General features: G+C 73.3%; 21 protein-coding genes and 1 riboswitch. Of the genes, 14 read left to right on the forward strand and 7 right to left on the reverse strand.

Translation table 11 applies throughout. The features are described 5' to 3' along the window. Positions 1–349: 349 nt before the first annotated feature. On the forward strand, positions 350–1,483 hold the full coding sequence (locus tag ABD236_RS00585; protein ID WP_344068332.1) for a CobW family GTP-binding protein: 1,134 nt from the start codon (positions 350–352) through the stop codon (positions 1,481–1,483). Positions 1,484–1,511: 28 nt separating this feature from the next. On the opposite strand, the gene ABD236_RS00590 is transcribed toward ABD236_RS00585, so the two are convergent. Beyond that, positions 1,512–3,962, reverse strand: coding sequence for a DNA gyrase/topoisomerase IV subunit A (locus ABD236_RS00590; RefSeq protein WP_344068335.1), 2,451 nt, complete (start codon positions 3,960–3,962; stop codon positions 1,512–1,514). A 181-nt stretch (positions 3,963–4,143) separates the two neighbouring features. Between ABD236_RS00590 and ABD236_RS00595 the strand changes: the two genes are divergently transcribed. The 4 genes from ABD236_RS00595 (at position 4,144) to ABD236_RS00610 (ending at position 8,932) form a co-directional block, all read left to right on the forward strand. After that, on the forward strand, positions 4,144–5,496 hold the full coding sequence (locus tag ABD236_RS00595; protein ID WP_344068338.1) for a M16 family metallopeptidase: 1,353 nt from the start codon (positions 4,144–4,146) through the stop codon (positions 5,494–5,496). Between the two features lie 17 nt (positions 5,497–5,513). Beyond that, positions 5,514–6,881, forward strand: coding sequence for a M16 family metallopeptidase (locus ABD236_RS00600; protein WP_425543798.1), 1,368 nt, complete (start codon positions 5,514–5,516; stop codon positions 6,879–6,881). A 225-nt stretch (positions 6,882–7,106) separates the two neighbouring features. After that, positions 7,107–7,267, forward strand: a riboswitch (cyclic di-AMP (ydaO/yuaA leader). Between the two features lie 13 nt (positions 7,268–7,280). Continuing rightward, complete coding sequence (locus ABD236_RS00605) at positions 7,281–8,051, forward strand: M23 family metallopeptidase (RefSeq protein WP_344068345.1); 771 nt, start codon at positions 7,281–7,283, stop codon at positions 8,049–8,051. A gap of 203 nt (positions 8,052–8,254) precedes the next feature. Beyond that, positions 8,255–8,932, forward strand: coding sequence for a GntR family transcriptional regulator (locus tag ABD236_RS00610; protein ID WP_344068348.1), 678 nt, complete (start codon positions 8,255–8,257; stop codon positions 8,930–8,932). 245 nt (positions 8,933–9,177) lie between these two features. Here the strand turns inward: ABD236_RS00610 and ABD236_RS00615 are convergent, their stop codons facing one another. Then, positions 9,178–9,459 carry an HPr family phosphocarrier protein gene (locus ABD236_RS00615; RefSeq protein ID WP_344068351.1) on the reverse strand — a complete coding sequence of 94 codons (282 nt, stop codon included), beginning with the start codon at positions 9,457–9,459 and terminating at the stop codon, positions 9,178–9,180. Between the two features lie 173 nt (positions 9,460–9,632). Between ABD236_RS00615 and ABD236_RS00620 the strand changes: the two genes are divergently transcribed. The 4 genes from ABD236_RS00620 (at position 9,633) to ABD236_RS00635 (ending at position 15,371) form a co-directional block, all read left to right on the forward strand. After that, positions 9,633–12,839 (forward strand): bifunctional acetate--CoA ligase family protein/GNAT family N-acetyltransferase, encoded by a 3,207-nt coding sequence (locus ABD236_RS00620; RefSeq protein ID WP_344068354.1) that lies wholly within the window; start codon positions 9,633–9,635, stop codon positions 12,837–12,839. Positions 12,840–12,875: 36 nt separating this feature from the next. After that, on the forward strand, positions 12,876–13,460 hold the full coding sequence (locus tag ABD236_RS00625) for a DUF5998 family protein (protein ID WP_344068357.1): 585 nt from the start codon (positions 12,876–12,878) through the stop codon (positions 13,458–13,460). Beyond that, complete coding sequence (locus ABD236_RS00630; protein ID WP_344068359.1) at positions 13,460–14,653, forward strand: alkaline phosphatase family protein; 1,194 nt, start codon at positions 13,460–13,462, stop codon at positions 14,651–14,653. The genes ABD236_RS00625 and ABD236_RS00630 overlap by 1 nt, the downstream gene beginning before the upstream one ends. Positions 14,654–14,723: 70 nt before the next feature. Next, a complete protein-coding gene (locus tag ABD236_RS00635; protein WP_344068362.1) occupies positions 14,724–15,371 on the forward strand; it encodes a thymidine kinase in 648 nt (215 codons plus the stop codon). Positions 15,372–15,422: 51 nt separating this feature from the next. On the opposite strand, the gene ABD236_RS00640 is transcribed toward ABD236_RS00635, so the two are convergent. Further along, positions 15,423–16,196: a VOC family protein gene (locus ABD236_RS00640; RefSeq protein ID WP_344068365.1), complete on the reverse strand. Its 774-nt coding sequence runs from the start codon at positions 16,194–16,196 to the stop codon at positions 15,423–15,425. A 224-nt stretch (positions 16,197–16,420) separates the two neighbouring features. Here ABD236_RS00640 and ABD236_RS00645 point away from each other — a divergent pair, with 224 nt between their 5' ends. Next, a complete protein-coding gene (locus ABD236_RS00645; RefSeq protein ID WP_344068368.1) occupies positions 16,421–17,269 on the forward strand; it encodes a sulfurtransferase in 849 nt (282 codons plus the stop codon). A 51-nt stretch (positions 17,270–17,320) separates the two neighbouring features. Here the strand turns inward: ABD236_RS00645 and sepH are convergent, their stop codons facing one another. Further along, positions 17,321–18,397, reverse strand: a complete 1,077-nt coding sequence (gene sepH / locus ABD236_RS00650) for a septation protein SepH (RefSeq protein WP_344068371.1) — start codon at positions 18,395–18,397, stop codon at positions 17,321–17,323. 499 nt (positions 18,398–18,896) lie between these two features. On the opposite strand from sepH, the gene ABD236_RS00655 reads away from it, so the two are divergent. After that, complete coding sequence (locus ABD236_RS00655; RefSeq protein WP_344068374.1) at positions 18,897–19,757, forward strand: hypothetical protein; 861 nt, start codon at positions 18,897–18,899, stop codon at positions 19,755–19,757. 4 nt (positions 19,758–19,761) lie between these two features. Here ABD236_RS00655 and ABD236_RS00660 read toward each other — a convergent pair whose 3' ends face one another. Further along, a complete protein-coding gene (locus tag ABD236_RS00660) occupies positions 19,762–21,072 on the reverse strand; it encodes a D-arabinono-1,4-lactone oxidase (protein WP_344068377.1) in 1,311 nt (436 codons plus the stop codon). Continuing rightward, positions 21,041–22,279 carry an MFS transporter gene (locus ABD236_RS00665; RefSeq protein WP_344068380.1) on the reverse strand — a complete coding sequence of 413 codons (1,239 nt, stop codon included), beginning with the start codon at positions 22,277–22,279 and terminating at the stop codon, positions 21,041–21,043. Before ABD236_RS00665 ends, ABD236_RS00660 begins: the two co-directional genes overlap by 32 nt. Positions 22,280–22,486: 207 nt before the next feature. On the opposite strand from ABD236_RS00665, the gene ABD236_RS00670 reads away from it, so the two are divergent. Together ABD236_RS00670 and ABD236_RS00675 are read left to right on the forward strand one after the other, a co-directional pair. Then, positions 22,487–23,638, forward strand: a complete 1,152-nt coding sequence (locus ABD236_RS00670; protein WP_344068383.1) for a ferrochelatase — start codon at positions 22,487–22,489, stop codon at positions 23,636–23,638. 9 nt (positions 23,639–23,647) lie between these two features. Continuing rightward, the gene (locus ABD236_RS00675; RefSeq protein WP_344068386.1) at positions 23,648–24,490 is read left to right on the forward strand and encodes an inositol monophosphatase family protein; all 843 of its coding nucleotides are present in this window, start codon (positions 23,648–23,650) and stop codon (positions 24,488–24,490) included. Positions 24,491–24,644: 154 nt separating this feature from the next. Here ABD236_RS00675 and ABD236_RS00680 read toward each other — a convergent pair whose 3' ends face one another. Continuing rightward, the gene (locus ABD236_RS00680) at positions 24,645–24,818 is read right to left on the reverse strand and encodes a hypothetical protein (protein WP_344068389.1); all 174 of its coding nucleotides are present in this window, start codon (positions 24,816–24,818) and stop codon (positions 24,645–24,647) included. 399 nt (positions 24,819–25,217) lie between these two features. On the opposite strand from ABD236_RS00680, the gene ABD236_RS00685 reads away from it, so the two are divergent. Beyond that, the gene (locus tag ABD236_RS00685) at positions 25,218–25,871 is read left to right on the forward strand and encodes a response regulator transcription factor (protein ID WP_344068392.1); all 654 of its coding nucleotides are present in this window, start codon (positions 25,218–25,220) and stop codon (positions 25,869–25,871) included.

A 25,871-nucleotide genomic window follows, 5' to 3' on the forward strand; every position in this document is an offset into this window, starting at 1 on the left:
CGGGTGGGCACGGCGCCGGTCGCGGCGGCACTCAATCTGCCCGCGGGCCGCCCGGGCGACGCGCGGCCCGGGCGGCGGGCACGCGCGTTCTGGCCATGGGCGGGGGGCGCTCAGCGCGAGAGGGCGCGCCGGGGCGCGCGCTTCCGGAGGCCGGCAGCGGGCCGCCCCCCCCGGCCCGGCACCCGTACGAGAAGGCGGTTCCCGGCATCCGTACGGGAAGGCCCGCTCCCGGCGGGTCCCGCTGCCGCGCGCCAATATCCTGGAGCGGGCCGAAGGAGAACGTCCCCGTACCCCCGGGGAGCGCCCCGCGCCCGCCCGTGTCCGCCCCCGCCCGAGAGAGGCCCCCTTCGTGAGTCCGACCGGTCCGACCCAGCAGCAGATCCCCGTCGTCGTCCTCGCGGGCTTCCTGGGCTCGGGCAAGACCACGCTGCTCAACCATCTGCTGCGGGCCAGCAGAGGCACCCGGATCGGGGCGATCGTCAACGACTTCGGGTCCATCGAGATCGACGCCATGACCGTGGCCGGACAACTGGGCGACTCGACGCTCTCACTCGGCAACGGCTGTCTGTGCTGCGCCGTCGACGCGAGCGAGCTCGACGTGTATCTGGAGAAGCTGACCCGGCCCGCCGCCCGGCTCGACGTCGTCGTCATCGAGGCGAGCGGTCTCGCCGAGCCGCAGGAGCTGGTGCGGATGGTCCTGGCCAGCGAGAACCCGCGGGTCGTGTACGGAGGGCTGGTCGAGGTCGTCGACGCGGCCGAGTACGAGGCGACCCGCGAGCGGCACCCCGAGATCGACCGCCACCTCGCGGTCGCCGACCTGGTGGTCCTCAACAAGACCGATCGCGTGTCCAGGGCCGCGCTCGACCGGCTGCGCGCCTGTCTCGGCGGGGCCGCCTCGGTGGTCGAGTCCGCGTACGGAAGGGTCGACCCGGAGCTGTTCTTCGACCGCAGGCCCAGCGCCGAGCGGGTGGGCCAGCTGGCCTTCGAGGACCTGCTGGACGAGGAGGACCAGCACGACGGGGAGCACGGGGACCACTGCGGCCCCGGCTGCGGCCACGCGGCCCATCTGCACACCGCGTACGAGTCCGTCGCCTTCACCTCGGCCGCGCCCATGGACCCGCGCCGGCTCATGGCCTTCCTCGACAGCCGCCCCGAGGGCCTCTACCGCATCAAGGGGTTCGTCGACTTCGGCGCCTTCGACGCGCGCAACCGGTACGGCGTGCACGCCGTCGGCCGCTTTCTGCGCTTCTACCCGGAGCCCTGGCCGCCCGGCGAGGAGCGCCTGACCCAGCTCGTGCTCATCGGCTCCGGCATCGACGTCGAGGGGCTGCACAAGTCGCTGGAGGCGGCCGTGGCACCGGCGCCGCAGGGCGCCCCGGACGAGCCCGCCATGTGGGGCGTGCTGCGCTACGTACAGCGGGCCGAGGCGGAGGAGACGGGCGAGCTGGGGGCGGCAGACGACGAGGCCCCGGGCGACGGGTGATCCCGAGCCCAGGGCCTCGTCGGACGGGTTACAGCGGCGGGCCAGCCAGGGCCGTCACCGTGTGGCCCAGCGGGGTGCCCGAGCCGTCGCGGCGCGGGTCGGGCTCGGGGAGCTCCACCGGGGCGCCGTTGGCCTGGGCGGCCTTCGCCGGGGCCGCGCCCGCCCAGGCCAGGACCAGCATGTCCTCGCCCTTCAGGAACCGCTGGCAGCGCACTCCGCCGGTGGCCCGGCCCTTGCGCGGATACTGGTCGAACGGCGTCAGCTTGACGGTCGCCGCCGAGTCCCCGAGCAGCGTGCCGCGCGAGCCCGCCACCGTGAAGACCACCGCGTCCGCCGCCGGGTCGACCGCGGAGAACGCGATCACCTTGGCGCCCTCGGCGACCTTGATGCCCGCCATACCGCCCGCCGGGCGGCCCTGCGGCCGTACCTGCGAGGCCTGGTAGCGCAGCAGCTGGGCGTCGTCCGTGATGAAGACCAGGTCCTCCTCGCCGGTGCGCAGCTCGACCGCGCCGACGATCCGGTCGCCTTCCTTGAGGGTGATGACCTCCAGCTCGTCCTTGTTGGCCGGATAGTCGGGCACCACCCGCTTGACCACGCCCTGTTCGGTGCCGATCGCCAGTCCCGGCGACGACTCGTCCAGGGTGGTCAGACACACCAGCGTCTCGTCGGCCTCCAACGTGAGGAACTCCGAGACCGGCGCGCCGCCCGAGAGGTTGGGCGCGGCCGCCGTGTCCGGCAGCTGCGGCAGGTCGATCACCGCGAGCCGCAGCAGCCGCCCGGCCGAGGTGACCGCGCCGACGTCGCCGCGCTGGGTGGCGGGCACCGCGGAGACGATCACGTCGTGCTTGGCGCGCCGCTCGGCCTCCGCGAGCGGTTCCGCGTTGGCCGTACGCGCCAGCAGGCCCGTGGAGGACAGCAGCACCCGGCACGGGTCGTCCGCGACCTCCAGCGGCACGGCCGCGACGGGCGCGCCCGCCGACTCCAGCAGGACCGTCCGCCGCTCGGTGCCGAACTTCTTGGCGACCGCCGCCAGTTCGGCCGAGACCAGCTTGCGCAGCTCGCTGTCGGACTCCAGGATCCCGGTCAGCTCGTCGATCTCGCCGGTGAGCCGGTCGCGCTCGCTCTCCAGCTCGATGCGGTCGAACTTGGTGAGGCGGCGCAGCGGGGTGTCCAGAATGTACTGCGTCTGGATCTCGCTGAGCGAGAAGTGCTCGATCAGGCGCTGCTTGGCCTGCGCCGAGTTGTCACTCGATCTGATGAGACGGATGACCTCGTCGATGTCGAGCAGCGCGACGAGCAGGCCCTCCACCAGGTGCAGCCGGTCGCGGCGCTTGGTGCGGCGGAACTCGCTGCGCCGGCGCACCACGTCGAAGCGGTGGTCGAGGTAGACCTCCAGGAGCTCCTTGAGGCCCATGGTGAGCGGCTGGCCGTCCACCAGCGCCACGTTGTTGATGCCGAAGGACTCCTCCATCGGCGTCAGCTTGTAGAGCTGCTCCAGGACGGCCTCCGGGACGAAGCCGTTCTTGATCTCGATGACCAGGCGCAGACCGTGCGAGCGGTCGGTGAGGTCCTTGACGTCGGCGATGCCCTGGAGCTTCTTGGAGCCGACCAGGTCCTTGATCTTGGAGATCACCTTCTCCGGGCCGACCGTGAACGGCAGTTCCGTGACGACCAGGCCCTTGCGGCGGGCCGTCACGTTCTCCACCGCCGCCTTGGCGCGGATCTTGAAGGTGCCGCGGCCCGACTCGTACGCGTCCTTGATGCCGGACAGGCCGACGATCCGGCCGCCGGTGGGCAGGTCGGGGCCGGGCACGAAGCGCATCAGCGCTTCCAGGTCCGCGTTCGGGTGGCGGATCAGATGGCGGGCGGCGGCGATGACCTCGCCCAGGTTGTGCGGCGGCATATTGGTCGCCATGCCGACCGCGATCCCGGTCGCGCCGTTGACCAGCAGGTTCGGGAACGCGGCGGGCAGCGCCACCGGCTCCTGCTCCTGGCCGTCGTAGTTCGGGGAGAAGTCGACGGTGTCCTCGTCGATCGACTCGGTCATGAGCGAGGTGGCGTCGGCCATCTTGCACTCGGTGTAGCGCATCGCGGCCGGCGGGTCGTCGTTGCCGAGCGAGCCGAAGTTGCCGTGGCCGTCGACCAGCGGCAGGCGCATGGAGAACGGCTGGGCCATCCGCACCAGCGCGTCGTAGATCGACGCGTCGCCGTGCGGATGGAGCTTGCCCATGACCTCGCCGACCACGCGCGCGCACTTCACATAGCCGCGCTCGGGGCGCAGGCCCATCTCGTTCATCTGGTAGACGATGCGGCGGTGGACCGGCTTCATGCCGTCGCGGGCGTCCGGCAGGGCCCGCGAGTAGATCACCGAGTAGGCGTACTCGAGAAAGGAGCCCTGCATTTCGTCCACGACGTCGATGTCGAGGATCTTCTCCTCGAAATCGTCCGGCGGCGGGGTCTTCGTGCTGCGGCGGGCCATCGCGGCTGCGGCTCCTTCACCAACGAGTTCTTCTTAGCGACCACCAACAAGGTCTGCTGCTGACGCCGACCATTGTGGACCGTCCCACTGACAACGCAGACCGCGACCCGGGAACTTCGCCAGGTGTCGGTGCGCTTGCATACAGTGGCAGGACTTCTTCACCGCGATCGAAGGGACGTACATGCCCATGGGTCACACGGCCACCGCCCAGGCCGGCTCCGGCGGCCTGACAGCGACCGAGCACCGGCTGGCCAACGGCCTGCGCGTGGTGCTCTCCGAGGACCACCTGACCCCGGTCGCCGCGGTCTGCCTCTGGTACGACGTGGGCTCCCGCCACGAGGTCAAGGGCCGTACCGGCCTGGCTCACCTCTTCGAGCACCTGATGTTCCAGGGCTCGCACCAGGTCCACGGAAACGGCCACTTCGAGCTGGTGCAGGGCGCGGGAGGCTCGCTCAACGGCACCACCAGCTTCGAGCGGACCAACTACTTCGAGACCATGCCCACCCACCAGCTGGAGCTCGCGCTGTGGCTGGAGGCCGACCGCATGGGCTCGCTGCTCTCCGCGCTGGACGAGGAGTCCATGGAGAACCAGCGCGACGTCGTCAAGAACGAGCGCCGCCAGCGGTACGACAACGTGCCGTACGGCACGGCCTTCGAGAAGCTCACCGCGCTGGCCTACCCGGAGGGCCACCCGTACCACCACACGCCGATCGGCTCCATGGCCGACCTGGACGCGGCGACGCTCGAGGACGCGCGGAACTTCTTCCGTACGTACTACGCGCCGAACAACGCCGTCCTCTCGGTCGTCGGCGACATCGACCCCGAGGTGACGCTCGCCTGGATCGAGAAGTACTTCGGCTCGATCCCCTCGCACGACGGCAAGCAGCCGCCGCGCGACGGCGCGCTGCCCGGCGTCATCGGCGAGCAGCTGCGCGAGGTCGTCCACGAGGACGTCCCCGCGCGCGCCCTGATGGCCGCCTACCGACTGCCGCACGACGGCACCCGTGAGTGCGACGCCGCCGACCTGGCGCTCACCGTCCTCGGCGGCGGCGAGTCCTCGCGGCTGCACAACCGTCTGGTGCGCCGCGACCAGAGCGCCGTGGCGGCCGGGTTCGGCCTGCTGCGCCTGGCCGGCGCCCCCTCGCTGGGCTGGCTGGACGTGAAGACGTCCGGCGGCGTCGAGGTCCCCGACATCGAGTCGGCCGTCGACGACGAGCTGGCCCGGTTCGCCGAAGAGGGCCCCACGGCCGAGGAGATGGAGCGCGCCCAGGCCCAGCTGGAGCGCGAGTGGCTGGACCGGCTCGGCACGGTCGCCGGCCGCGCCGACGAACTCTGCCGTTACGCGGTCCTGTTCGGCGACCCCCAGCTCGCCCTGACCGCCGTCGACCGGGTGCTCGACATCACCGCCGAGGAGGTGCGGGACGTGGCCCGGGCCACCCTGCGCCCGGACAACAGGGCGGTGCTGGTCTACGAGCCGACCACCGCCGCAGCAGACGACGCGGCCGACGCCGACGCCAAGGGAGCCGAGCAGTGAGCGAGACCGGCGTGACGATGCAGTTCCACCCCCAGCCGGCCGCCGGCGCGGCCCGTCCCTGGGCGTTCCCCGCCCCCGACCGCGCCACCCTGCCCAACGGGCTCACCGTGCTGCGCTGCGACCGCCCCGGCCAGCAGGTCGTGGCCGTCGAGATCTTCGTCGCCGCCCCGCTGGACGCCGAGCCGGCCGGTCTGGACGGCGTGGCCACGATCATGGCGCGGGCGTTCTCCGAGGGCACCGACAAGCGCTCCGCCGAGGAGTTCGCCGCCGACCTGGAGCGCTGCGGCGCCACCCTGGACGCGCACGCGGACCACCCGGGCGTGCGGGTCTCCCTGGAGGTCCCGGTCTCCCGGCTGCCCAAGGCGCTGGGGCTGCTCGCAGAGGCGCTGCGCGCCCCCGCGTTCGCCGACGCCGAGGTGGACCGCCTGGTGCGCAACCGCCTCGACGAGATCCCGCACGAGCTGGCCAACCCGGCGCGCCGCGCCGCCCAGCAGCTCTCCCGCGAGCTCTTCCCGGCCACCGCGCGCATGTCGCGCCCGCGCCAGGGCACCGAGGAGACCGTCAGCCGCATCGACGCGGGCGCGGTCCGGGCCTTCTACGAGGCGTACGTACGCCCGGCCGCGGCCACCGCGGTGGTCGTCGGCGATCTGGGCGCCACCGACCTGGACGCGGTCCTGGCGGACACCCTGGGCGCGTGGACCGGCACTCCGGCCGAGGAGCGCCCGATGCCCCCGGTCACCGCCGACGACACCGGCCGCGTGGTCATCGTGGACCGGCCCGGCGCCGTCCAGACGCAGCTGCTGATCGGCCGGGTCGGACCCGACCGGCACGACCGCGTCTGGCCCGCCCAGGTCCTCGGGACGTACTGCCTGGGCGGCACCCTCACCTCCCGCCTGGACCGCGTCCTGCGGGAGGAGAAGGGCTACACGTACGGAGTCCGTGCCTACGGCCAGGTGCTGCGCTCCGGCGCGGAGGGCACCGGCGCCGCCATGCTCGCCATCAGCGGCTCGGTGGACACGCCCAACACCGGCCCGGCGCTCGACGACCTGTGGACGGTGCTGCGCAAGCTGGCCGCCGAGGGGCTCACCGACGCCGAGCGGGAGACCGCCGTGCAGAACCTGGTGGGCGTGGCCCCGCTGAAGTACGAGACGGCGGCCGCCGTCGCCGGGACGCTGGCCGACCAGGTCGAGCAGCACCTCCCGGACGACTTCCAGGCGCAGTTGTACGCGCGGCTGGCCGACACGGGCACCGTGGAGGCCACCGCGGCGGTCGTCAGCGCCTTCCCGGTGGACCGGCTGGTGACCGTGCTCGTCGGGGACGCGGCGCAGATCGTGGAGCCCGTCAAGGCCCTCGGAATCGGTGAAGTCACCGTCGTGGCGGGCTGATTGGACCGTCCGCCGGGGCTGCCTCGCGGGCGGGCGGACGAGCCGGGTGAGGACCCCGGTGGCCGAGAGGCCGCCGGGGTCCTCCCTTATGTCCGGTTTATTGGGGAGGTTGCCTGTCTGTCATGTGGCGTGCGCTACAAAAAGACGCGTCTGTTTGGTGATTGAAAGATCAGCCGTCTAGCGTCAGTCCGGCTGTCCGTCACCACCCGTCGCAGCCGCGGCACCGGACAGCGATCGCCGAGTCCCCAACTGGCGCGAGCCAGGGGAGCCGGGGACCCACTCAGTCCCTGGGGTGAATCGGACGCCTCCGTTCGCGGAGGGGCCCGTAGGAGACCTTCCAGCTCCGAACCCGTCAGCTAACCCGGTAGGCGAGATGGAAGGAAAGGACACCGCCACTCCATGGCGTTCACCCGTGCCACCGGGAAGCACCGTCGTCCGAGCGCCGTCTCGCGCAAGAGCGCGAACATAGCGGGCATCGCCACTCTCGCCACCGCCGGAGTCGTGGGCACCCTCGCCTCGCCGGCCCTGGCCGCCGAGACCGCGGCCCCCGCCGCCGCCTCCGTCGAGGACACCGGCATCACCCAGGCCATCGTGATCGGCGACTCGCTCGCCGACCGCATCGACGCCCAGGCCGCCGCCCAGCAGCACGCCGCCGACAAGGCCCGCGCCGCCGCCGAGGCGAAGCGCAAGGCCGAGGCGAAGGCCAAGGAGGAGCGCGAGGCCAGGGAGCGCGCCGCCCGCGAGGCCGAGCGCAAGCGCCTCAACTCCTTCGTCGCCCCGATCGCCGGCAGCTATGTCTCCACCGGCTACAAGACCGGTGGCTCGATCTGGTCCTCCGGCAGCCACACCGGCATCGACTTCCACGCGGGCATGGGCACCTCGGTGCACGCCGTGGGCCTCGGCACGGTCGTCGAGGCGGGCTACGGCGGCGCCTACGGCAACAACATCGTGATCCGCATGAACGACGGCACGTACACGCAGTACGGCCACCTGTCGTCCATCGGCGTGTACGTCGGCCAGCGCGTCGAGCCGGGCCAGCAGATCGGCCTCTCCGGCAACACCGGCAACACCACCGGCCCGCACCTCCACTTCGAGGCCCGCACCTCCGCGGAGTACGGCTCGGACATCGACCCGATCGCCTATCTGCGCTCGCACGGCGTCAACCTCTGACACGGCCGTCCCGCGTCCCACCGAAGCCCCCGGCGCCCGCGCCGGGGGCTTCGTCGTGCCCCCGCCCCCTGCGTGATCCGTCCATGGCCAAAAGATATGCATTGCATACGGCATGTCACCGGGAATTAACAGCCGCTGGAATAGAGTCGCCGAACAGGCGTCGATCGACCGCGTTTCGCGGGGATTAAGGCGGAGGTTCGGTCATGCGCATTCCGGCGCAATCGGTATGCACGGCAATCCGCGACGACATCGTCACGGGGCTCTTCGCGCGCGGCAGCCGGCTCACCGAGGAAGTGCTCGCCCGGCGGTACGGGGTCTCCCGAGTGCCCGTCCGCGAAGCGCTGCGCACGCTGGAGTCCGAGGGGTTCGTCACCACGCGCCGGCACGCCGGGGCCTGTGTCGCCGAGCCCACCGAGCAGGAGGCCGCCGACCTGCTCGAACTGCGCACCATGCTGGAGCCGCTGGCCGCCTCGCGGGCCGCCGCCCGGCGCACCGAGGCCCATCTCAAGGTGCTGCGCGGCCTGGTCAGGCTCGGTCAGGACCGGATCCGGCGGGGCCAGGGCGAGGATCTGCGCTCGCTGGGCGTCTGGTTCCACGAGACGCTCGCCCAGGCCTCCGGCAGCCCCGGCCTCATCGCGTTGCTCACCCAGCTGCGGCACAAGATCGCCTGGATGTACGTGGTGGAGCAGCCCGCGCTGCCCGCCGAGTGCTGGGCGGAGCACGGGGCGATCGTGGACGCGCTGGCGCGCGGCGACGCCGAACGGGCCAGGTCGCTGGCCGCCCACCACGCCGACCGCGCGTTTTCCGCCTATCGCCTGCGGCGCCCGGCCGAGGTGAGGCCTTCGCAACATGCCGTAAACACCGCGAGCGCCCGTGCTTAACAGGGCCGCCGTATACAAAGGGGTGATTCGACGGGGGTGTTTCGTGCTGCCCGAAATCGCCCCGGATATTCGACGGAACGGGCCGTCGGCCCGCACGACCGGCCCATGCGGGTAACCGGTACCGGCGCGCGACCGGTACCCGCACCCAAAAGGAAAGGAGCCGTGGACCCCGAATTCAGGGTCCACGGCTCCGATCGCGAAGTGCGGTGACGCGCCGGGTCCGGCCAGGGGCCGGCCGGGCGGGGTCAGACGGTCTCGGGGAGCTCCTCGAGGCCCTCCGCGACGAGCTTCGCCAGACGCTCCAGGGCAGCCTCGGCGCCGTCCGCCTCGGAGGCCAGCACGATCTCCTCGCCGCCCTGCGCGCCCAGGCCGAGCACCGCGAGCATGGAGGCGGCGTTGACCGGGTTGCCGTCGGCCTTGGCGATCGTCACCGGGACGCCGGAGGCCGTGGCGGCGCGGACGAAGATGGAAGCGGGGCGGGCGTGCAGGCCCTCGGCCCAGCCGACATTGACGCGGCGCTCAGCCATGGTGATGCCCTTCGAAATCTCTGACGGTTGTCTAGACCAGTCTCTCATGTCCTGCGCAGTGCTCGATCCCGACGAGGGTCCCGGATCCGGCGGCCCTTCGGCCCTGGCCGCCCTCTCCACTTGCCCCTACCTTGACCCGACCCAACCGGCCTCGCGACCCGTAGGCTGCCCGTATGCAGGCTCCGCAGGAGAAGACGCAGGACCCCGCGTACCCGGCCCACTGGGAGGCCGACGTCGTGCTGCGCGACGGGGGCACCGCGCGGATCAGGCCCATCACGACCGACGACGCGGAGCGGCTCGTCTCGTTCTACGAGCAGGTGTCGGACGAGTCCAAGTACTACCGCTTCTTCGCGCCCTACCCCCGGCTGTCGGCGAAGGACGTGCACCGCTTCACCCATCACGACTACGTGGACCGGGTCGGGCTCGCGGCGACGGTGGGGGGCGAGTTCATCGCGACCGTGCGCTACGACCGGATCAACGCGCAGGGCCGGCCCGCCTCGGCGCCGGCCGACGAGGCCGAGGTGGCGTTCCTGGTCCAGGACGCCCACCAGGGGCGCGGGGTCGCCTCCGCGCTGCTCGAACACGTGGCGGCGGTCGCGCGCGAGCGGGGGATCCGGCGGTTCGCGGCGGAGGTGCTGCCCGCCAACAACAAGATGATCAAGGTGTTCACCGACGCGGGCTACCAGCAGAAGCGTTCCTTCGAGGACGGCTCGGTCCATCTCACACTGGATCTGGAGCCGACCGCCGAGTCGCTGGCCGTACAGCGCGCCCGCGAGCAGCGCGCGGAGGCGCGCTCGGTGCAGCGGCTGCTGACGCCCGGTTCGGTGGCGGTGATCGGCGCCGGGCGCGCGCCGGGCGGCGTGGGCCGTACGGTGCTGCGCAACCTGCTCGGGGCGGGCTTCACCGGACGTACGTACGCGGTCAACCGGGCCCTGCCCGAAGGCGCTTCCCGGCTCGACGGGGTCCCGGCGGTCCGCTCGCTCGCCGAGCTCGCCGAGCCGGTCGACCTCGCGGTCCTCGCGGTCCCGGCCGAGCGGGTGCCGGAGGCGGTCGCGGAGTGCGGTGAGCACGGGGTGCAGGGGCTGGTCGTGCTGTCCGCCGGGTACGCGGAGAGCGGCGCGGCCGGGCGCGAGCGCCAGCGCGAACTGCTGCGCCAGGTGCGGTCGTACGGCATGCGGCTGATCGGGCCCAACGCGTTCGGCGTCATCAACACCGCGCCCGGCACGCGGCTGAACGCTTCGCTGGCGCCCGAGCCGCCGGGCCGCGGCCGGATCGGCCTGTTCACCCAGTCGGGCGCGATCGGCATCGCGCTCCTGTCCGGTCTGCACCGGCGCGGCGCGGGCCTGTCGACGTTCATCTCGTCGGGCAACCGGGCGGACGTCTCGGGCAACGACATCCTCCAGTACTGGTACGAGGACGCGGACACGGACGTGGTCCTGCTCTACCTCGAGTCCATCGGCAACCCGAGGAAGTTCACCCGGCTCGCGCGGCGTACGGCGGCGGTGAAGCCGGTGGTGGCGGTGAAGGGCGCCCGGCACAGCGGCTCGACCCCGCCGGGGCACGCGGTCCCGGTGACCCGGGTCCCGGACGCGGCGGTCTCGGCGCTGCTGCGCCAGGCGGGCGTGATCCGGGTGGACACGGTGACCGAGCTGGTCGACGCGGGCGTCCTCCTCGCGGGCCAGCCCCTGCCGGCCGGGCCGCGCGTGGCCATCCTCGGCAACTCGGAGTCCCTCGGCCTCCTCACGTACGACGCCTGCCTCACGGAGGGCCTGCGCCCGCACCCGCCGGTGGACCTGACGACGGCGGCCACTCCCGAGGACTTCCGCGACGCCCTGGCCCGCGCCCTGGCGGACGAGTTCTGCGACGCGGTGGTGGTCACGGCGATCCCCTGGGTGGGCGAGCCCGGCTACCCCGACGAGGCCCTGGCCACGGCGCTCCAGCAGGCCACGGCGACGGCACCGGCGAAGCCGGTGGCGGTGGTGCACGTAGAACTGGGGGGCTTGGCGGAGGCGCTGGCGAGCGCGGCGAGCACGGGGCGACGCGGCGCGACTGCGGCCCGGTGGCCCGCTGTGCCCACCCGTTCCGCCCCTGCGGAACGCATGCCCACAGCGGAGGGGAACGGTCAGGCGCGGCGGGACTGGGCAGCCCCGGGGAACACCCCCAAGCGGGCCGCCGGGACGCCAGGCACCTCCGAGGCCCCGGGACACAGCCCGACCGGTGGCACGGGCACGGTTCCCCCGGCGCAGCCCCAGCGGGGTGCGGGGGCCGCAGGCCCCGCCGGGGTTCCGGGGCGGAGCCCCGAGGGGGTGCAGGGGGGCAGCGCCGGGGTTCCGGGGCCGAGCCGCGAGGGGGTGCAGGGGGGCGGCGCCGGGGTTCCGGGGCGGAGCTCCGAGGGGGTGCAGGGGCGCAGCCCCGCTGGGGGGCCGGGGGCGCAGCCCCCGGGTGTTCCCTCCCTCCTCAGCCCATCCCCACCCCCGGAGGGTCTCGGGAAGGGGCGGGGTGGGGGAGAAAACACCATCCCCGCCTACCCCGCCGCGGAACGCGCGGTCCGCGCCCTCGCCGAGGCCGTCCGCTACGGGCAGTGGCGGCGCCAGGCCGCCGAGCAGGGCCGGGTGCCGGAGTACGACGACATCGACGAGACGGGCGCGGCGGCCGACATCGAGCGGCTGCTCGGGGCCGACCCCGACCCCAGGGGCAGGACCCTGGCCGCCGACGACGCCACCGCCCTCCTCGCCCGCTACGGCATCCCCGTCCGCCAGGCCCTCCCCGCCCCCGGCCCCGACGCCGCCGTCGCGGCCGCCAGCCGCCTCGGCTACCCCGTGGCCCTCAAGACCACCGCCCCGCACCTGCGCCACCGCCCCGACCTCGGCGGCGTCCGCCTCGACCTCGCCGACGAGGAGCAACTGCGCCGCGCGTACGCGGAGTTGACGCAGGCCCTAGGCAAGCCCGAGGAGCTCCAGCCGGTCGTCCAGGCGATGGCACCCCGGGGCGTGGACACCGTCGTACGCGCCGCCATCGACCCGGCCGTCGGCGCCGTGCTCTCCTTCGGGCTCGCCGGAGCCGCCTCCGAGCTGCTCGGCGACACCGGCCACCGGCTCGTCCCGGCCACCGACCGGGACGCCGCCGAGCTGGTCCGGTCGATCCGGACCGCACCCCTGCTCTTCGGCTGGCGCGGCTCCGCCCCGGTGGACACCGCGGCCCTCGAAGAGCTGCTGCTGAGGGTCTCGCGTCTGGTCGACGACCACCCGGAGGTCGTCGCCGTCTCCCTGGAGCCCGTGGTCGTCGCCCAGCAGGGCCTCTCCGTGCTCGGCGCCGGCCTGCGCCTCGCACCCCCGCCGCCCCGCTCCGACCTGGGCCCCAGGCGGCTGCCCAGCTACTGAAACGATCGGGCCCCGGGGCCCCGTAGGATGGAGCCCATGGCGAAGACCGGCACGATGACCCAGGGGCTGCGCGCGGCGATCGAGCGCAGCGGCTACTACCCGGCCCTTGTGGCCGAGGCGGTGGAGGCCGCCGTCGGTGGTGAGCCCATCGCGTCGTACCTGGTCCACCAGGAGACCACCTTCGACGCCAACGAGGTGCGTCGCCATGTGACGGTCCTGGTCCTGACGGACAACCGTTTCATCGTCAGCCACACCGACGAGCAGAACGCGGACACCAGCTCCCCGACGCCGTACGCCACCACCTCCACCGAGTCCGTGAAGCTCGACCGGATCTCGTCCGTGGTCGTCAGCCGCGTGGTCGCCAACCCCGAGTCGTACACCCCGGGCACCCTGCCCCGCGAGGTCGTCCTGACCATCGGCTGGGGCGCCGTCTCCCGGATCGACCTGGAGCCCGCCGCCTGCGGCGACCCGGGCTGCGACGCCGACCACGGCTACACCGGCAACTCCACCGCCGACGACCTGAGCCTGCGCGTCAGCGAGGCCGGGGACGGCCCGGACACCGTGCGCCAGACCCTCGACTTCGCCCAGGCCCTCTCCGAAGCCACCGCGGCCGCCCGCTGATGGTCCAGCCCACCTGGCAGGACCCGGAGCCCCTCGCCCTCGACACCGCCCCGCTGCCCGAGTACGGCAGCGGCTCGCTCGCCGACCTGCTGCCCACCCTCGCGGGCGGCATGGGCGTGCCCGGCATGACCGCCGCCATCTCCGAGCTGACCCCGGCCGACCGGAACTGCGTCTTCCTGATCGACGGGCTCGGCTGGGAGCAGATCAAGGCCCACCCCGACGAGGCGCCCTACCTCCACTCCCTGCTCGGCGGCTCGCGCGGCGGCACCGGACGGCCGATCACCGCCGGTTTCCCCGCGACCACCGCCACCTCGCTCGCCTCCGTCGGCACCGGTCTGCCGCCCGCCGCGCACGGCCTGCCCGGCTACACCGCGCGCGACCCGCGGACCGGCGCGCTGATGAACCAGCTCCGCTGGAAGCCCTGGACCGACCCGCACGCCTGGCAGCCGTACCCCACGGTCTTCCAGCTGGCCGACGCGGCCGGTGTGCACACCGCCCAGGTGTCCTCGCCGACCTTCGAGCACACCCCGCTCACCAAGGTCGCGCTCAGTGGCGGAACGTTTCACGGCAGGCTGACCGGCGAGGACCGGATGGACCTGGCGGCCGCCCAACTGGCCGCCGGGGACCGCTCGCTGGTCTACACGTACTACAGCGAGGTCGACGGCAAGGGCCACCGCTTCGGCATCGACTCGGACGCCTGGCGCGGCCAGCTGATGTACGTCGACCGGCTGGTCCAGCGGCTCGCCGAGCAGCTGCCGCCGCGCTCCGCGCTCTATGTCACCGCCGACCACGGCATGATCGACATCCCCTTCGACGAAGAGTCCCGTATCGACTTCGACGAGGACTGGGAGCTGCGCGCCGGAGTGGCCCTGCTGGGCGGCGAGGGCCGGGCCCGGCATGTGTACGCGGTCCCGGGCGCCGAGTCCGACGTGCTCGCCGTCTGGCGCGAGGTGCTCGGCGAGCAGTTCTGGGTGGCGAGCCGCGACGAGGCGATCGCGGCGGGCTGGTTCGGACAGCCGGGCGCCTGCGACGAGCGGGTGTACGGACGGATCGGCGACGTCGTCGCGGCCGCGCACGCCGATGTGGTGATCATCGCCTCGCAGAACGAGCCGCACGAGTCCGCGATGGTCGGCATGCACGGCTCGATGACCCCGGTCGAGCAGCTCGTGCCGCTCCTCGAAGTACGCTCGTAACCCTCCCGCACCTCCCCTCTGTCCCCTGTACGCGGACGCGTGCGCAGATCCGAAAGGCCGTCACCCCCCCATGCCCGAGCTGGTGTTCTTCTCCGGAACGATGGACTGCGGAAAGAGCACCCTCGCTCTTCAGATCGAGCACAACCGCTCCGCGCGCGGCCTCCAGGGCATGATCTTCACCCGGGACGACCGCGCGGGCGAGGGCAAGCTGTCCTCCCGGCTCGGCCTGGTGACGGACGCCGTCGAGGCGGCCGACGGCTTCGACTTCTACGCGTATCTGGTCGCCCACCTCTCCAAGGGCGGCCGCTGCGACTATGTGATCGCGGACGAGGCGCAGTTCCTCGCGCCCGGCCAGATCGACCAGCTCGCCCGGGTCGTCGACGACCTCGACCTGGACGTCTTCGCCTTCGGCATCACCACCGACTTCCGCTCCAAGCTCTTCCCCGGCTCCCAGCGCCTGGTCGAGCTGGCCGACCGGGTGGAGGTGCTCCAGGTCGAGGCGCTCTGCTGGTGCGGCGCGCGGGCCACGCACAACGCGCGCACCCGGGGCGGGGAGATGGTGGTCGAGGGCGCGCAGGTGGTGGTGGGCGACGTGAACCAGTCCGAGGACGAGATCGGGTACGAGGTGCTGTGCCGGCGCCACCACCGGCGCCGGATGACGGCGGCGGCGGCGCGGGCGGCGGCCCTGTCGCCGGACGTGCTGCCCGTGGACGCGTAGCGGCCCGGACCCTCGGCGCGGAACGTCGTCGGCCGCGACCGGCGCACACGGTCACACCTTCGACCGCACCAGCGTGAACACCGCTCCCTCCGGGTCAGTCACCGTGGCCACGCGGCCGCTCGACGCCTCGCGCGGGGGCTGGAGGACATGGCCGCCCAGCTCCGTGACCCGCCGCGCGGCCTCGTCCGTGTCGGCCACCTCGAAGTACGTCATCCAGTGCGAGCCCTTGTCGCGTGGCAGGGCGTGGCCCACGCCGTGCAGCGAGCAGACCGGGCGGCCCTCGACGAGCAGCGTCACGTGGTCGAAGTCGGCCGAGACCATCGCCTCCTTCTCGTAGCCGAACACCGTCTCGTAGAACTTGCCGACCGTGGAGGTCTCGCGGGTCAGCAGCTCGTTCCAGACGGGCGTGCCCGGGGCGCCCGCCACCGTCGTGCCGACGTGCGCCTGGGCCTGCCAGGCGCCGAAGACCGCGCCCTCCGGGTCCGAGGCGATCACCAGCCGCCCCGCGTCGCCCGCGTCGAGCGGACCCACCCCGACCGTGCCGCCGCAGTGCCGGATCGCCTCGGCCGTGGCGTCCGCGTCGTCGGTGGCCAGATAGGTGGTCCAGGCGATCGGCAGATGGCGGTCGGGCGGCAGCTGCCCGATGCCCGCGACCTCGGCGCCGTCGAGCAGCGCCCGCACATAGGGGCCGAGCGAGGCGGGTCCCGGCCGGAACTCCCAGCCGAACAGCGCCGCGTAGAACTCCTGGGTGGGAGCCAGGCCGTGCACCATGAGGCTCACCCAGCAGGGTGTGCCGGGCGTGCGCCGGGTCTCTGCCTGGGACATCGTGACTCTCTCCTCGGACCATCGCTGTGAGAACGCGCCCTGAAGAGGCGGGCGGCCGGGCCGCGCCGACGCCCGCCTTCCCGCAGATGCTTGCACCACCGACGGCCAAGCGCCCCCCGGCCGCGCCGCTTTTGGCGCGTTCCCACAGGAGCATGCCCGCTTTGGCATTTCTCATCCGTTTCGCTCCCGTTACGCGGCGAGGCGCGCTACGACAGGATGGCCCCATGAACGCCATCATCAGCGCATCCGAACTGGCGAACGAGCTGGCCGGGCCCCGGCCCCCGGTCCTCCTGGACGTCCGCTGGCAGCTCAGCCTGGCGAAGGCGGCCGGCGAGCCTGCCTTCGACGGCCGGGCCGAGTACGAGGCCGGGCATCTGCCCGGCGCGGTCTTCGTCGACCTCGACGCGGAGCTCGCGGGCCCGCCCGGAGCGGGCGGGCGCCATCCGCTGCCCGACGTGGCGGAGTTCGGCGCCGTGATGCGCCGCGCGGGCGTGTCGGCCGCGACGCCGGTCGTCGTCTACGACGGAGGCCAGGGCTGGGCCGCCGCACGCGCCTGGTGGCTGCTGCGCTGGACGGGCCATGAGGACGTACGGGTCCTCGACGGCGGCCTGGCCACCTGGACCGGCGACCTGTCGACCGGGATCCCGGCGCCCGCCGAGGGCGACTTCGTCCCTCGGCCCGGCGCGGTCGGCCTGCTCGACGCGGACGGGGCGGCCGCGCTCGCCCGGTCCGGACTGCTGCTCGACGCCCGGGCGGGGGAGCGGTACCGGGGCGAGGTCGAGCCCATCGACCGGGTCGGCGGCCACATCCCGGGCGCGGTCTCCGCCCCCACCACCGAGAACGTCGGCCCCGACGGCCGCTTCCTGGCTCCCGAGGCCCTGGCCGACCGCTTCAAGGCGCTGGGTGCCTCCGGCAACGACGTCGGGGTGTACTGCGGCTCCGGCGTCTCCGGCGCCCACGAGGTGCTGGCCCTGGCGGTCGCGGGCATCCCTGCCGCGCTCTACGCCGGGTCCTGGTCGCAGTGGTCCTCGGACGAGTCCCGCCCGGTGGCGACGGGCCCCGACCCGCAGTAGCGCACGCAGACCGAGGGGCCCGCGCTCGGCGCGGGCCCCTCGACGCGACTGCTACTCCTGTTTCTTGCGCCGGGTGCCGAAGACGATCTCGTCCCAGCTGGGCACGGCGGCGCGCCGGCCGGGCCGGACGCCGTCCGCCTCGGCCTGGCGGTCCGTGGTGCCGGTGAGGCGGTCGCGGTGGCCGGTCACCGAGCGGGGCATCAGGACGTCCGCGTACGCGGCGCCCGCGCCCGCCGACGCCGCCGGTGCGGGCGGCTCCTCGACCTCGGGCTCCGCCTCGGGCTCGGTCGCCGGGGGCTCCGCGGGCGGGGCGGGCCGCTCGGGCACCACCATGTCGCCGCGGAAGCTGGGCACGGCCTCCAGCAGGCTGGTGAGCGAGTCGCTGTCGTCCACCGCCGCCGCGGGCTCCGGCACGGGCGCGGTGGGGCGCTCCAACTGCCGGTCCAGCTGGCGGTCGAGGGCGCGGTCCAGCGGCCGTTCCAGGGCCCGGTCGAGCGGCCGGTCCCGGGGCAGTCTGGCGATCCGGGGCACGAACGGGAAGCTCGGCTCGGGGGTGTCGTCGCTCTCGCCGATCAGCGAGCGGGCCTCGTCGTCGACGGCCTGGACGAGACGGCGCGGCGGGTCGTAGGTCCAGCTGGCCGCGTGCGGCTCGGTGGCCACCCGGTAGACGAGCAGGACCTCCCAGGTGCCGTCGTCGCGGCGCCAGGAGTCCCACTGGACGCTGTCCTTGTCGGCGCCGCGCAGCAGCAGCCGCTCCTGGACGGCCTCGCCGAGCTGGGGGCCGGTGTTCTCGCCGGGGCGCCGCACGGGGGTCTTGCGGGCCCGCTCGGCCATGAAGGCGCGCTCCGCCAGCACCGGGCCCTCGAAGCGCCGGACCCGGTCGACGGGGATCCCGGCGAGCTGGGCGACCTCCTCGGCCGAGGCACCCGCACGTATACGCGCCTGGATGTCGCGGGGGCGGAGGTGGCTCTCGACCTCGATCTCGATCTGCCCGAGCCGGGCGCGGTCGTTGCGCACGGCGGCGCGCAGCCGCTCATCGATCGGAAGCGTGTATTCCGTGCTGTCCGCAGCCTTGAGCACCAGTCGTGTGCCGTCGTTGGAGACGGCCACGACACGCAATTCGGGCATGGGGACCTCCCGGGTGGTGCCTGCCGACGTCACCTGCGTCGCTGCTTCCGCTAGTCGAGTGTGGCCTGCCCGGGTGCAGCCTGCCACAACCTTGCCGAGTTGCCCGGCGTGTCGGGCATGGGCCCTGGAACGCCGTTATGGCACGGTTACCTGTTCGCGACGCAGAGTGACCGAAGTGGTCGCTCTGGACAGCAGGCGCCCGTGCGGTGCCGCGGCGCCGCCGGTTCGAGTGCCGCTTTCGGCCCCCTCCCGCAGAGCCCGGAAACCCGTGAGGGAGACCAGGCCCAGGGCTCGCCACAGTACTCCATTCGGGCCACCTGGGTGGACCGCCGCGCCGCCGAAGTTCTCCCTGGGGGCGGGAGTTGGACACCGTGCGCCCCGCGAATACGCACTTCATACGTGTTGTGCTTCACAGAATCGGCAGAAACGGAACTAATCGCTTCGCCCATAGGTCCCCACTACGTACAAGCTGGCGGAGAAGGGCGAACAGAGGCTGTAGATGGGTGAGAAGCCGGATACCGGGACGAAACTGGACGAGAAGCGCATCGATCTGAGTGTGCCCCAGGTCGCGGGCAGCGCGCTCGCGGCGATCGCGGCCGCCGTGCTCGCCTCCCGGCTCGGTGTCTACGGGACGATCCTCGGCGCCGGTGTGGTGAGCGTCGTCGCCACCTGTGGCGGCACCGTCTTCCAGCACCTGTTCCGGCGTACGGGCGAACAACTGCGCGACGTCACCGTCCAGTCGCTGCCCAGGGCGCGCCGCGACCCGGGCCTGCCGGCGTACGAGGACACCCGCGAGGGCGAGTTCGGCGCGGCCACCGTGCACGGCACCCGGCTGCGCGGCTGGAAGCGGTCGGCGCTCGGCGCGGCCGTCGTCTTCGCGGTCGCGATGGGCGGCATCACCACCTACGAACTGGCGTCCGGCGGCGAGCTGGGCGGCGGCAGCGGCGGCACCACGTTCGGCTCGGTCGTCAGCGGGAGCGGCGGGGGCCCGTCGCGGACGGACTCCGACAAGGACTCCGGGGACGGCACCGGCAAGGACTCCGAACCCGGGCGGCACACCCCGCGACCCTCCGGCTCGGGTGCCGACGGGGGCGCCTTGGCCTCGCCGGACCCGGAACAGGGGAGCGGTGGCGCCTCCGCCACCGGCGGCGCCCCGGGCCCGGGAGGCGGCAGCCCGTCGCCGACGCCCTCCACCGCGACCGGCGGCGCCTCCACCGGCGGTTCGGGCTCCTCGGGCGGCACCCCGACCCCGCCGCCGTCGCCCTCGCCGTCCAAGGGGGGCGCGTCCACCGACCCGGGCGGCGCCACCCCGGACAAGGGGGCGGGCGCGCGGACGGACGCGCCCGCCCCCACGCCGTAGGGCGTCAGTCCCCGAGCACCCGGCGCAGATAGGCGTTGCCGAACAGCCGGTCGGGATCGAGCCGGTCGCGCAGGGCGGTGAACTCGCCGAAGCGCGGATAGGCCTCGGCGAAGTACTCGGCGTCGCGGGTGTGCACCTTGCCCCAGTGCGGCCGGCCCCCGTGCGCGGTCATGATCCGCTCCACGGCGGTGAAGTACGCCTGGTACGGCGTGCCCTTGTACATGTGCACGGCGATGTACGCGGTGTCGCGCCCGGACGCCGTGGAGAGCGCGATGTCGTCGGCCGGGGCGGTGCGCACCTCCACCGGGAAGCTCACCCGCAGGTTCGACCGCTCGACCAGCGCCCGCACTTCGCGCAGCGCCGCCACGACGGCCTCGCGCGGCACCGCGTACTCCATCTCGACGAATCGCACCCGGCGGGGACTTGTGAAGACCTTGTACGGAATGTCGGTGTACGTACGGGCGGAGAGAGCCCGGCTGGAAACCTTGGCGATCGCGGGGATCGTCGCGGGGACGGCCCGGCCCAGCGAACAGACGACCTGGAAGAGGCCGTTGGACATGAACTCGTCCTCGATCCAGCCGCTCACCCGGCCGGGCGGGGCGGCGGGGCCCGCGCTGCGGTTGTTGCGCTTGGTGTTGCAGTTGCCGGTGTGCGGGAACCAGTAGAACTCGAAGTGCTCGTTCTCGGCGTGCAGCGCCTCGAACTCCGACGTGACCTTGTCGAAGGCCATCGGCTCCTCGCGCGCGGTGAGCAGGAACTCCGGCTCCACCGCGAAGGTGATCGCCGAGACGACGCCCAGCGCTCCCAGGCCTATCCGGGCCGCCGCGAAGACATCCGGGTTCTCCTCGGCCGAGCACTTCAGCAGCGAGCCGTCGGCGGTGACCAGTTCGAGCGCGGTGATCTGCGCGGCGATGGAAGCCGATTCGCGGCCGGTGCCGTGGGTGCCGGTGGAGGTGGCCCCGGCCACCGTCTGCTCCATGATGTCGCCCATGTTGGTGAGCGAGAGGCCCTCGCGCGCGAGGACGGCGTTCAGCCGCTTCAGGGGCGTGCCCGCCTCGACGGTCACCGTCATGCCCGTACGGTCGATCTCCCGTATCCCGGTGAGCAGATCCGGGCGTATGAGCACACCGTCGGTGGCGGCGGCCGTGGTGAAGGAGTGGCCGGTGCCGACCGCCTTCACCTTCAGGCCGTCCTCGGCGGCCCGGCGCACCGCATCGGCCAGCTCGGCCGCCGAGGCCGGGGAGACCTCCCGCACCGGCCGGGCCGTGACGTTGCCCGCCCAGTTACGCCACGTGCTGCTGCTCGCTCCGCTCATCTGCTCCGAGCCCCTCCCGCCCAGGCGCCGGCCTGCTCAGCCGGCGGTACCCCAGGAACGCCACCGCGGCCGCGAGCGCTCCCGAGACGACGGGCACCAGATACCCCGAGCGCGCGCCCGCCGCGTCCACCGCCCAGCCGGCGGCCGACGACCCGAGCGCCACACCGACCGCGAGCCCGGTACTGGTCCAGGTCATGCCCTCGGTGAGCTTGCTGCGCGGTACATGCTGTTCGACGAGGGCCATGGTCGTCACCATCGTCGGTGCGATGGACAGGCCCGCGACAAAGAGCGCCACGGCCAGGAACGGCAGGCTCCCGGCCAGTTGGAGCGGGATCATACTCACCGCCATCGCAGCCACTCCCACCAACCACCTCCTGGCAGGGGCGCCCTTGAGGCGCAGCAGTCCGAAGACGGCGCCCGCGAGGCAGGAGCCCAGCGCGTAGACGGCGAGCACCAGACTGGCCGCCGCCTTGTGGCCGCGCTCGTCCGCGAAGGCCACGGTGACCACGTCGACGGCGCCGAAGATCGCGCCGGTGGCGACGAAGGTGGCGACCAGGACCTGGAGGCCGGGGGAGCGCAGTGCGGAGCCGCCGGTGTGGTGCTCGCGCGGGTGCGGCACCGGCTCGGTGGCGCGCTGGGCGGTCAGCCAGAAGACGCCGACCGTCAGGAACCCGGCCGCGATCAGCGGCCCCGCCTCCGCGAACCAGGCGGTGGAGAGCCCGATGGACAGGATCGGCCCGATGATGAAGCAGAGCTCGTCGACGATCGACTCCCACGAGTACGCGGCGTGCAGCCGCTGCCCGTCGCCCCGGTAGAGCTCGGCCCAGCGGGCACGGACCATCGAGCCGACGCTCGGCACGCAGCCCGCGGCCGCGGCGAACGCGAACAGCGACCAGTCGGGGGCGCCCTGCTGGGCGCAGACGAGCAGCCCGGCCACGGCGGCCACCGCGGCGAGCGTGGCGGGGCGCAGCACCCGCCGCTGGCCGTGCCGGTCGACCAGGCGCGAGATGTACGGGCCGAGCACGGCGGCCGACATGGCGAGGGTCGCGGAGAGCGCCCCGGCCAGCCCGTAGCGGCCGGTGAGCTGGGAGATCATCGTGACGATGCCGATGCCCATCATGGACAGCGGCATCCGGCCGAGCAGCCCGGCCGCGGAGAACCGCTTGCTGCCGGGGGCGGCGAATATCGCGCGGTACGGACTGGGCATGGGGGCTCCGGCGGCCGGCTCAGCCGTGGGGCTGAAGCGTGTCACTGATACGGGTGTACTTAACGTCTAAACCTTACGGTGTTGAACTTACGGTGTCAGGTGCCCCCGGCGCACGCGTTTTTCCGGCCTCACCGGCGCGCGCTCCCCGGCGGCCGCCGGGCCGGGCCGGTTCCGCGCCTGTCAGTGACGGATGGCAGGATCGGTGTCATGTCCGATCTGCGCGATCAAGCTCCTGGAGCGGCCGGCGAAGCGGCTCCGTACGACGCCCTGCTGCTGCTCTCCTTCGGCGGCCCCGAGGGCCCGGACGACGTGGTCCCGTTCCTGGAGAACGTGACGCGCGGCCGGGGCATCCCCAAGGAGCGGCTCAAGGAGGTGGGGCAGCACTACTTCCTGTTCGGCGGGGTCAGCCCCATCAACGACCAGAACCGCGCCCTGCTGGAAGCCCTGCGCGAGGACTTCGCGCACAACAGCCTGGACCTCCCGGTCCACTGGGGCAACCGGAACTGGGCGCCGTATCTGACGGACACCCTGCGCGAGATGGCCCTGGCCGGTCACCGCCGTATCGCCGTGCTCACCACCAGCGCCTACGCGTCGTACTCGGGCTGCCGCCAGTACCGGGAGAACCTGGCGGACGCGCTGGCCGCGCTGGAGGCCGAGGGGATCGAGCCGCCGCGGGTGGACAAGCTGCGGCACTACTTCAACCACCCCGGCTTCGTGCGCCCGATGGTCGAGGGCGTGCTCGCCTCGCTGGCCGGCCTGCCCGAGGAGGTCCGCGTCGGCGCCCACCTCGCGTTCACCACGCACTCGATCCCCAACGCCGCCGCCGACACCTCCGGCCCGCCCGAGGAGCACGGCGAGGGCGGCGCCTATGTGCGCGAACACCTGGACGTGGCCCGGCTGGTCGCCGACGCGGTGCGTGAGGAGACCGGCGTCGAGCGCCCCTGGGAGCTCGTCTACCAGTCCCGCTCGGGCGCCCCGCACATCCCCTGGCTGGAGCCGGACATCTGCGACCACCTGGAGACCCTGCACGGCAAGGGCGTGCCCGCGGTCGTGATGGTGCCCATCGGCTTCGTCTCGGACCACATGGAGGTGCTGTACGACCTGGACACCGAGGCCACCGCCAAGGCCGCCGAGCTCGGTCTGCCGGTCGCGCGGTCGGCCACGGTCGGCGCGGACCCCCGGTTCGCCGCCGCCGTGCGCGAGCTCGTCCTGGAGCGGGCGGCGGCCGAGCGCGGCGAGCGCGTGGAGCGCTGCGCCCTGGGCGCGCTCGGCCCCTCGCACGACCTCTGCCCGGTCGGCTGCTGCCCGGCCCGCGCCCCCCGGCCCGCCGCGGCCGGCGCCGACAGCCCGTACGCGTAAGGAGCGAGCATGACCGAGCCCACCACCGCGCCGCCCGAGGACGCCGAGGGCGCCGAGCAGGCCGAGAACAGAGCGCTGCTCGCGCTGGCCCTGGAGGCCGCCCGCCGGGCCGGGGCGCTGCTGCGCGACGGCCGCCCGGACGACCTGGGCGTGGCCGCCACCAAGACGAGCTCCATCGACGTCGTCACCGAGATGGACATCGCCGCCGAGAAGCTGATCACCGGCTTCCTCTCCGAGCGGCGCCCCGACGACGGCTTCCTCGGCGAGGAGGGCGCCTCCAGCGAGGGCACCAGCGGCATCCGCTGGGTCATCGACCCGCTGGACGGCACCGTCAACTACCTCTACGGGCTGCCCACTTGGGCGGTCTCCATCGCCGCCGAGCGCGACGGCGTGCGGGTCGCGGGCGTGGTCGAGGCCCCGATGCGCGGCGAGACGTACCACGCGGTGCTGGGCGGCGGCGCGTTCCTCGGCGAGCGGCGGCTGCGCTGCCGCCCGGCCGCCCCGTTGGAGCAGTCCCTGCTCGGCACCGGCTTCGCCTACGTCCAGTCGGTCCGGGCCCACCAGGCGTCCGTCGTACAGCGCCTGATTCCCCTGTTCCGGGACATCCGGCGCGGCGGCTCGGCCGCGATCGACCTGTGCGACGTGGCGGCCGGGCGGCTGGACGCGTACTACGAGCGCGGTCTCAACCCCTGGGACCTGGCGGCGGGCGACCTCATCGCGCGCGAGGCGGGCGCCGTGACCGGCGGGCGCGCGGGCGACCCGCCGTCGCGGGAGCTGACGATCGCGGCGACCCCGGAGCTCTTCGGCCCGCTCCAGGCGCTCCTGGAGGAGCACGGCGCCTGGCACGACTGAGAGCCTGCTTGCGAACCCCCGTCTGCGCCCCGAGGCCCGGCACGCACCCTCGCCGCACGGCGACCCGCACGAGCGAGCTGTCCGGGCCGGGCCCCGGACAGCGGAGACCCCCGGCACCGTCCTGCCTGGTGCCGGGGGTCCGTCGCGCGGTGCGTCAGTGTGCCGCGGCCGCCACCTCGACGCCGTGTTCGGCGGCGAGGCGGTGGAGGTCGTCGAGCTCGGCCTGCTCGACCTCGGCGAGGAAGTCGTCGCCGGTCTCGCGGGCCCGCGTGAGGTCCGTCTCCGTGGCCTTGATGCGCTGCAGGAGTCCTGCCGTGAATGCGTCCATGGTGCGCCCCCTCGTCGTGGGTCGGTGGCGGTGGCACTTGGGGGTGTGCCGACGGTGGGCCACGATCACGAGCAGCAGGCAGTGGCATGCCACATACAGGGCGTGATCGCGGGTGTGCAGTCGTCCTCCCCCGGCCCGGTGTCCGAGAAACCTCAACTCGCCCGGCAATCCCCGCAATTCCCGGGCGACCCGGGAATCCGCAGGTCGGGCCCCGGCTGGGCGGCGGCACCGTCTTACCGCCGGTTTATGGCCGTAAGGGGCAGGATGGAAGCGCACAGTCACTGCTTCTGTGCCCACAGGACCGCCCGTACGGGCTCAGGAACGCCCGCGCGGGCCCACCGGGGCCCATGGGGGGGCGTACACCGGCCCGCGAGGGCTCGACAGGGAAGGAAAAGCGCCGTGCGCGTACTCGTCGTCGAGGACGAGCAGCTGCTCGCCGATGCGGTGGCCACCGGACTGCGCCGGGAGGCCATGGCCGTCGACGTGGTCTACGACGGCGCCGCCGCGCTCGAGCGCATCGGGGTCAACGACTACGACGTGGTCGTGCTCGACCGGGACCTCCCGGTGGTGCACGGCGACGACGTGTGCCGCAAGATCGTCGAGCTGGGGATGCCCACCCGGGTGCTGATGCTGACCGCCTCCGGCGACGTCAGCGACCGGGTGGAGGGCCTGGAGATCGGCGCCGACGACTATCTGCCCAAGCCGTTCGCCTTCAGCGAGCTGACCGCCCGGGTGCGGGCGCTCGGCCGTCGTACGACCGTGCCGCTGCCGCCCATCCTGGAGCGCGCGGGCATCAAGCTCGACCCCAACCGGCGCGAGGTCTTCCGCGACGGCAGGGAGATCCAGCTCGCGCCCAAGGAGTTCGCGGTCCTGGAGGTGCTGATGCGCAGCGAGGGCGCGGTCGTCTCGGCCGAGCAGCTCCTGGAGAAGGCCTGGGACGAGAACACGGACCCGTTCACCAACGTGGTGCGCGTGACGGTCATGACGCTGCGCCGCAAGCTCGGTGAGCCGCCCGTGATCGTCACCGTGCCCGGCTCGGGATACCGGATCTGA

Source organism: Streptomyces crystallinus, assembly GCF_039521265.1.
In the GTDB taxonomy this organism is placed as follows: Bacteria; Actinomycetota; Actinomycetes; order Streptomycetales; family Streptomycetaceae; genus Streptomyces; species Streptomyces crystallinus.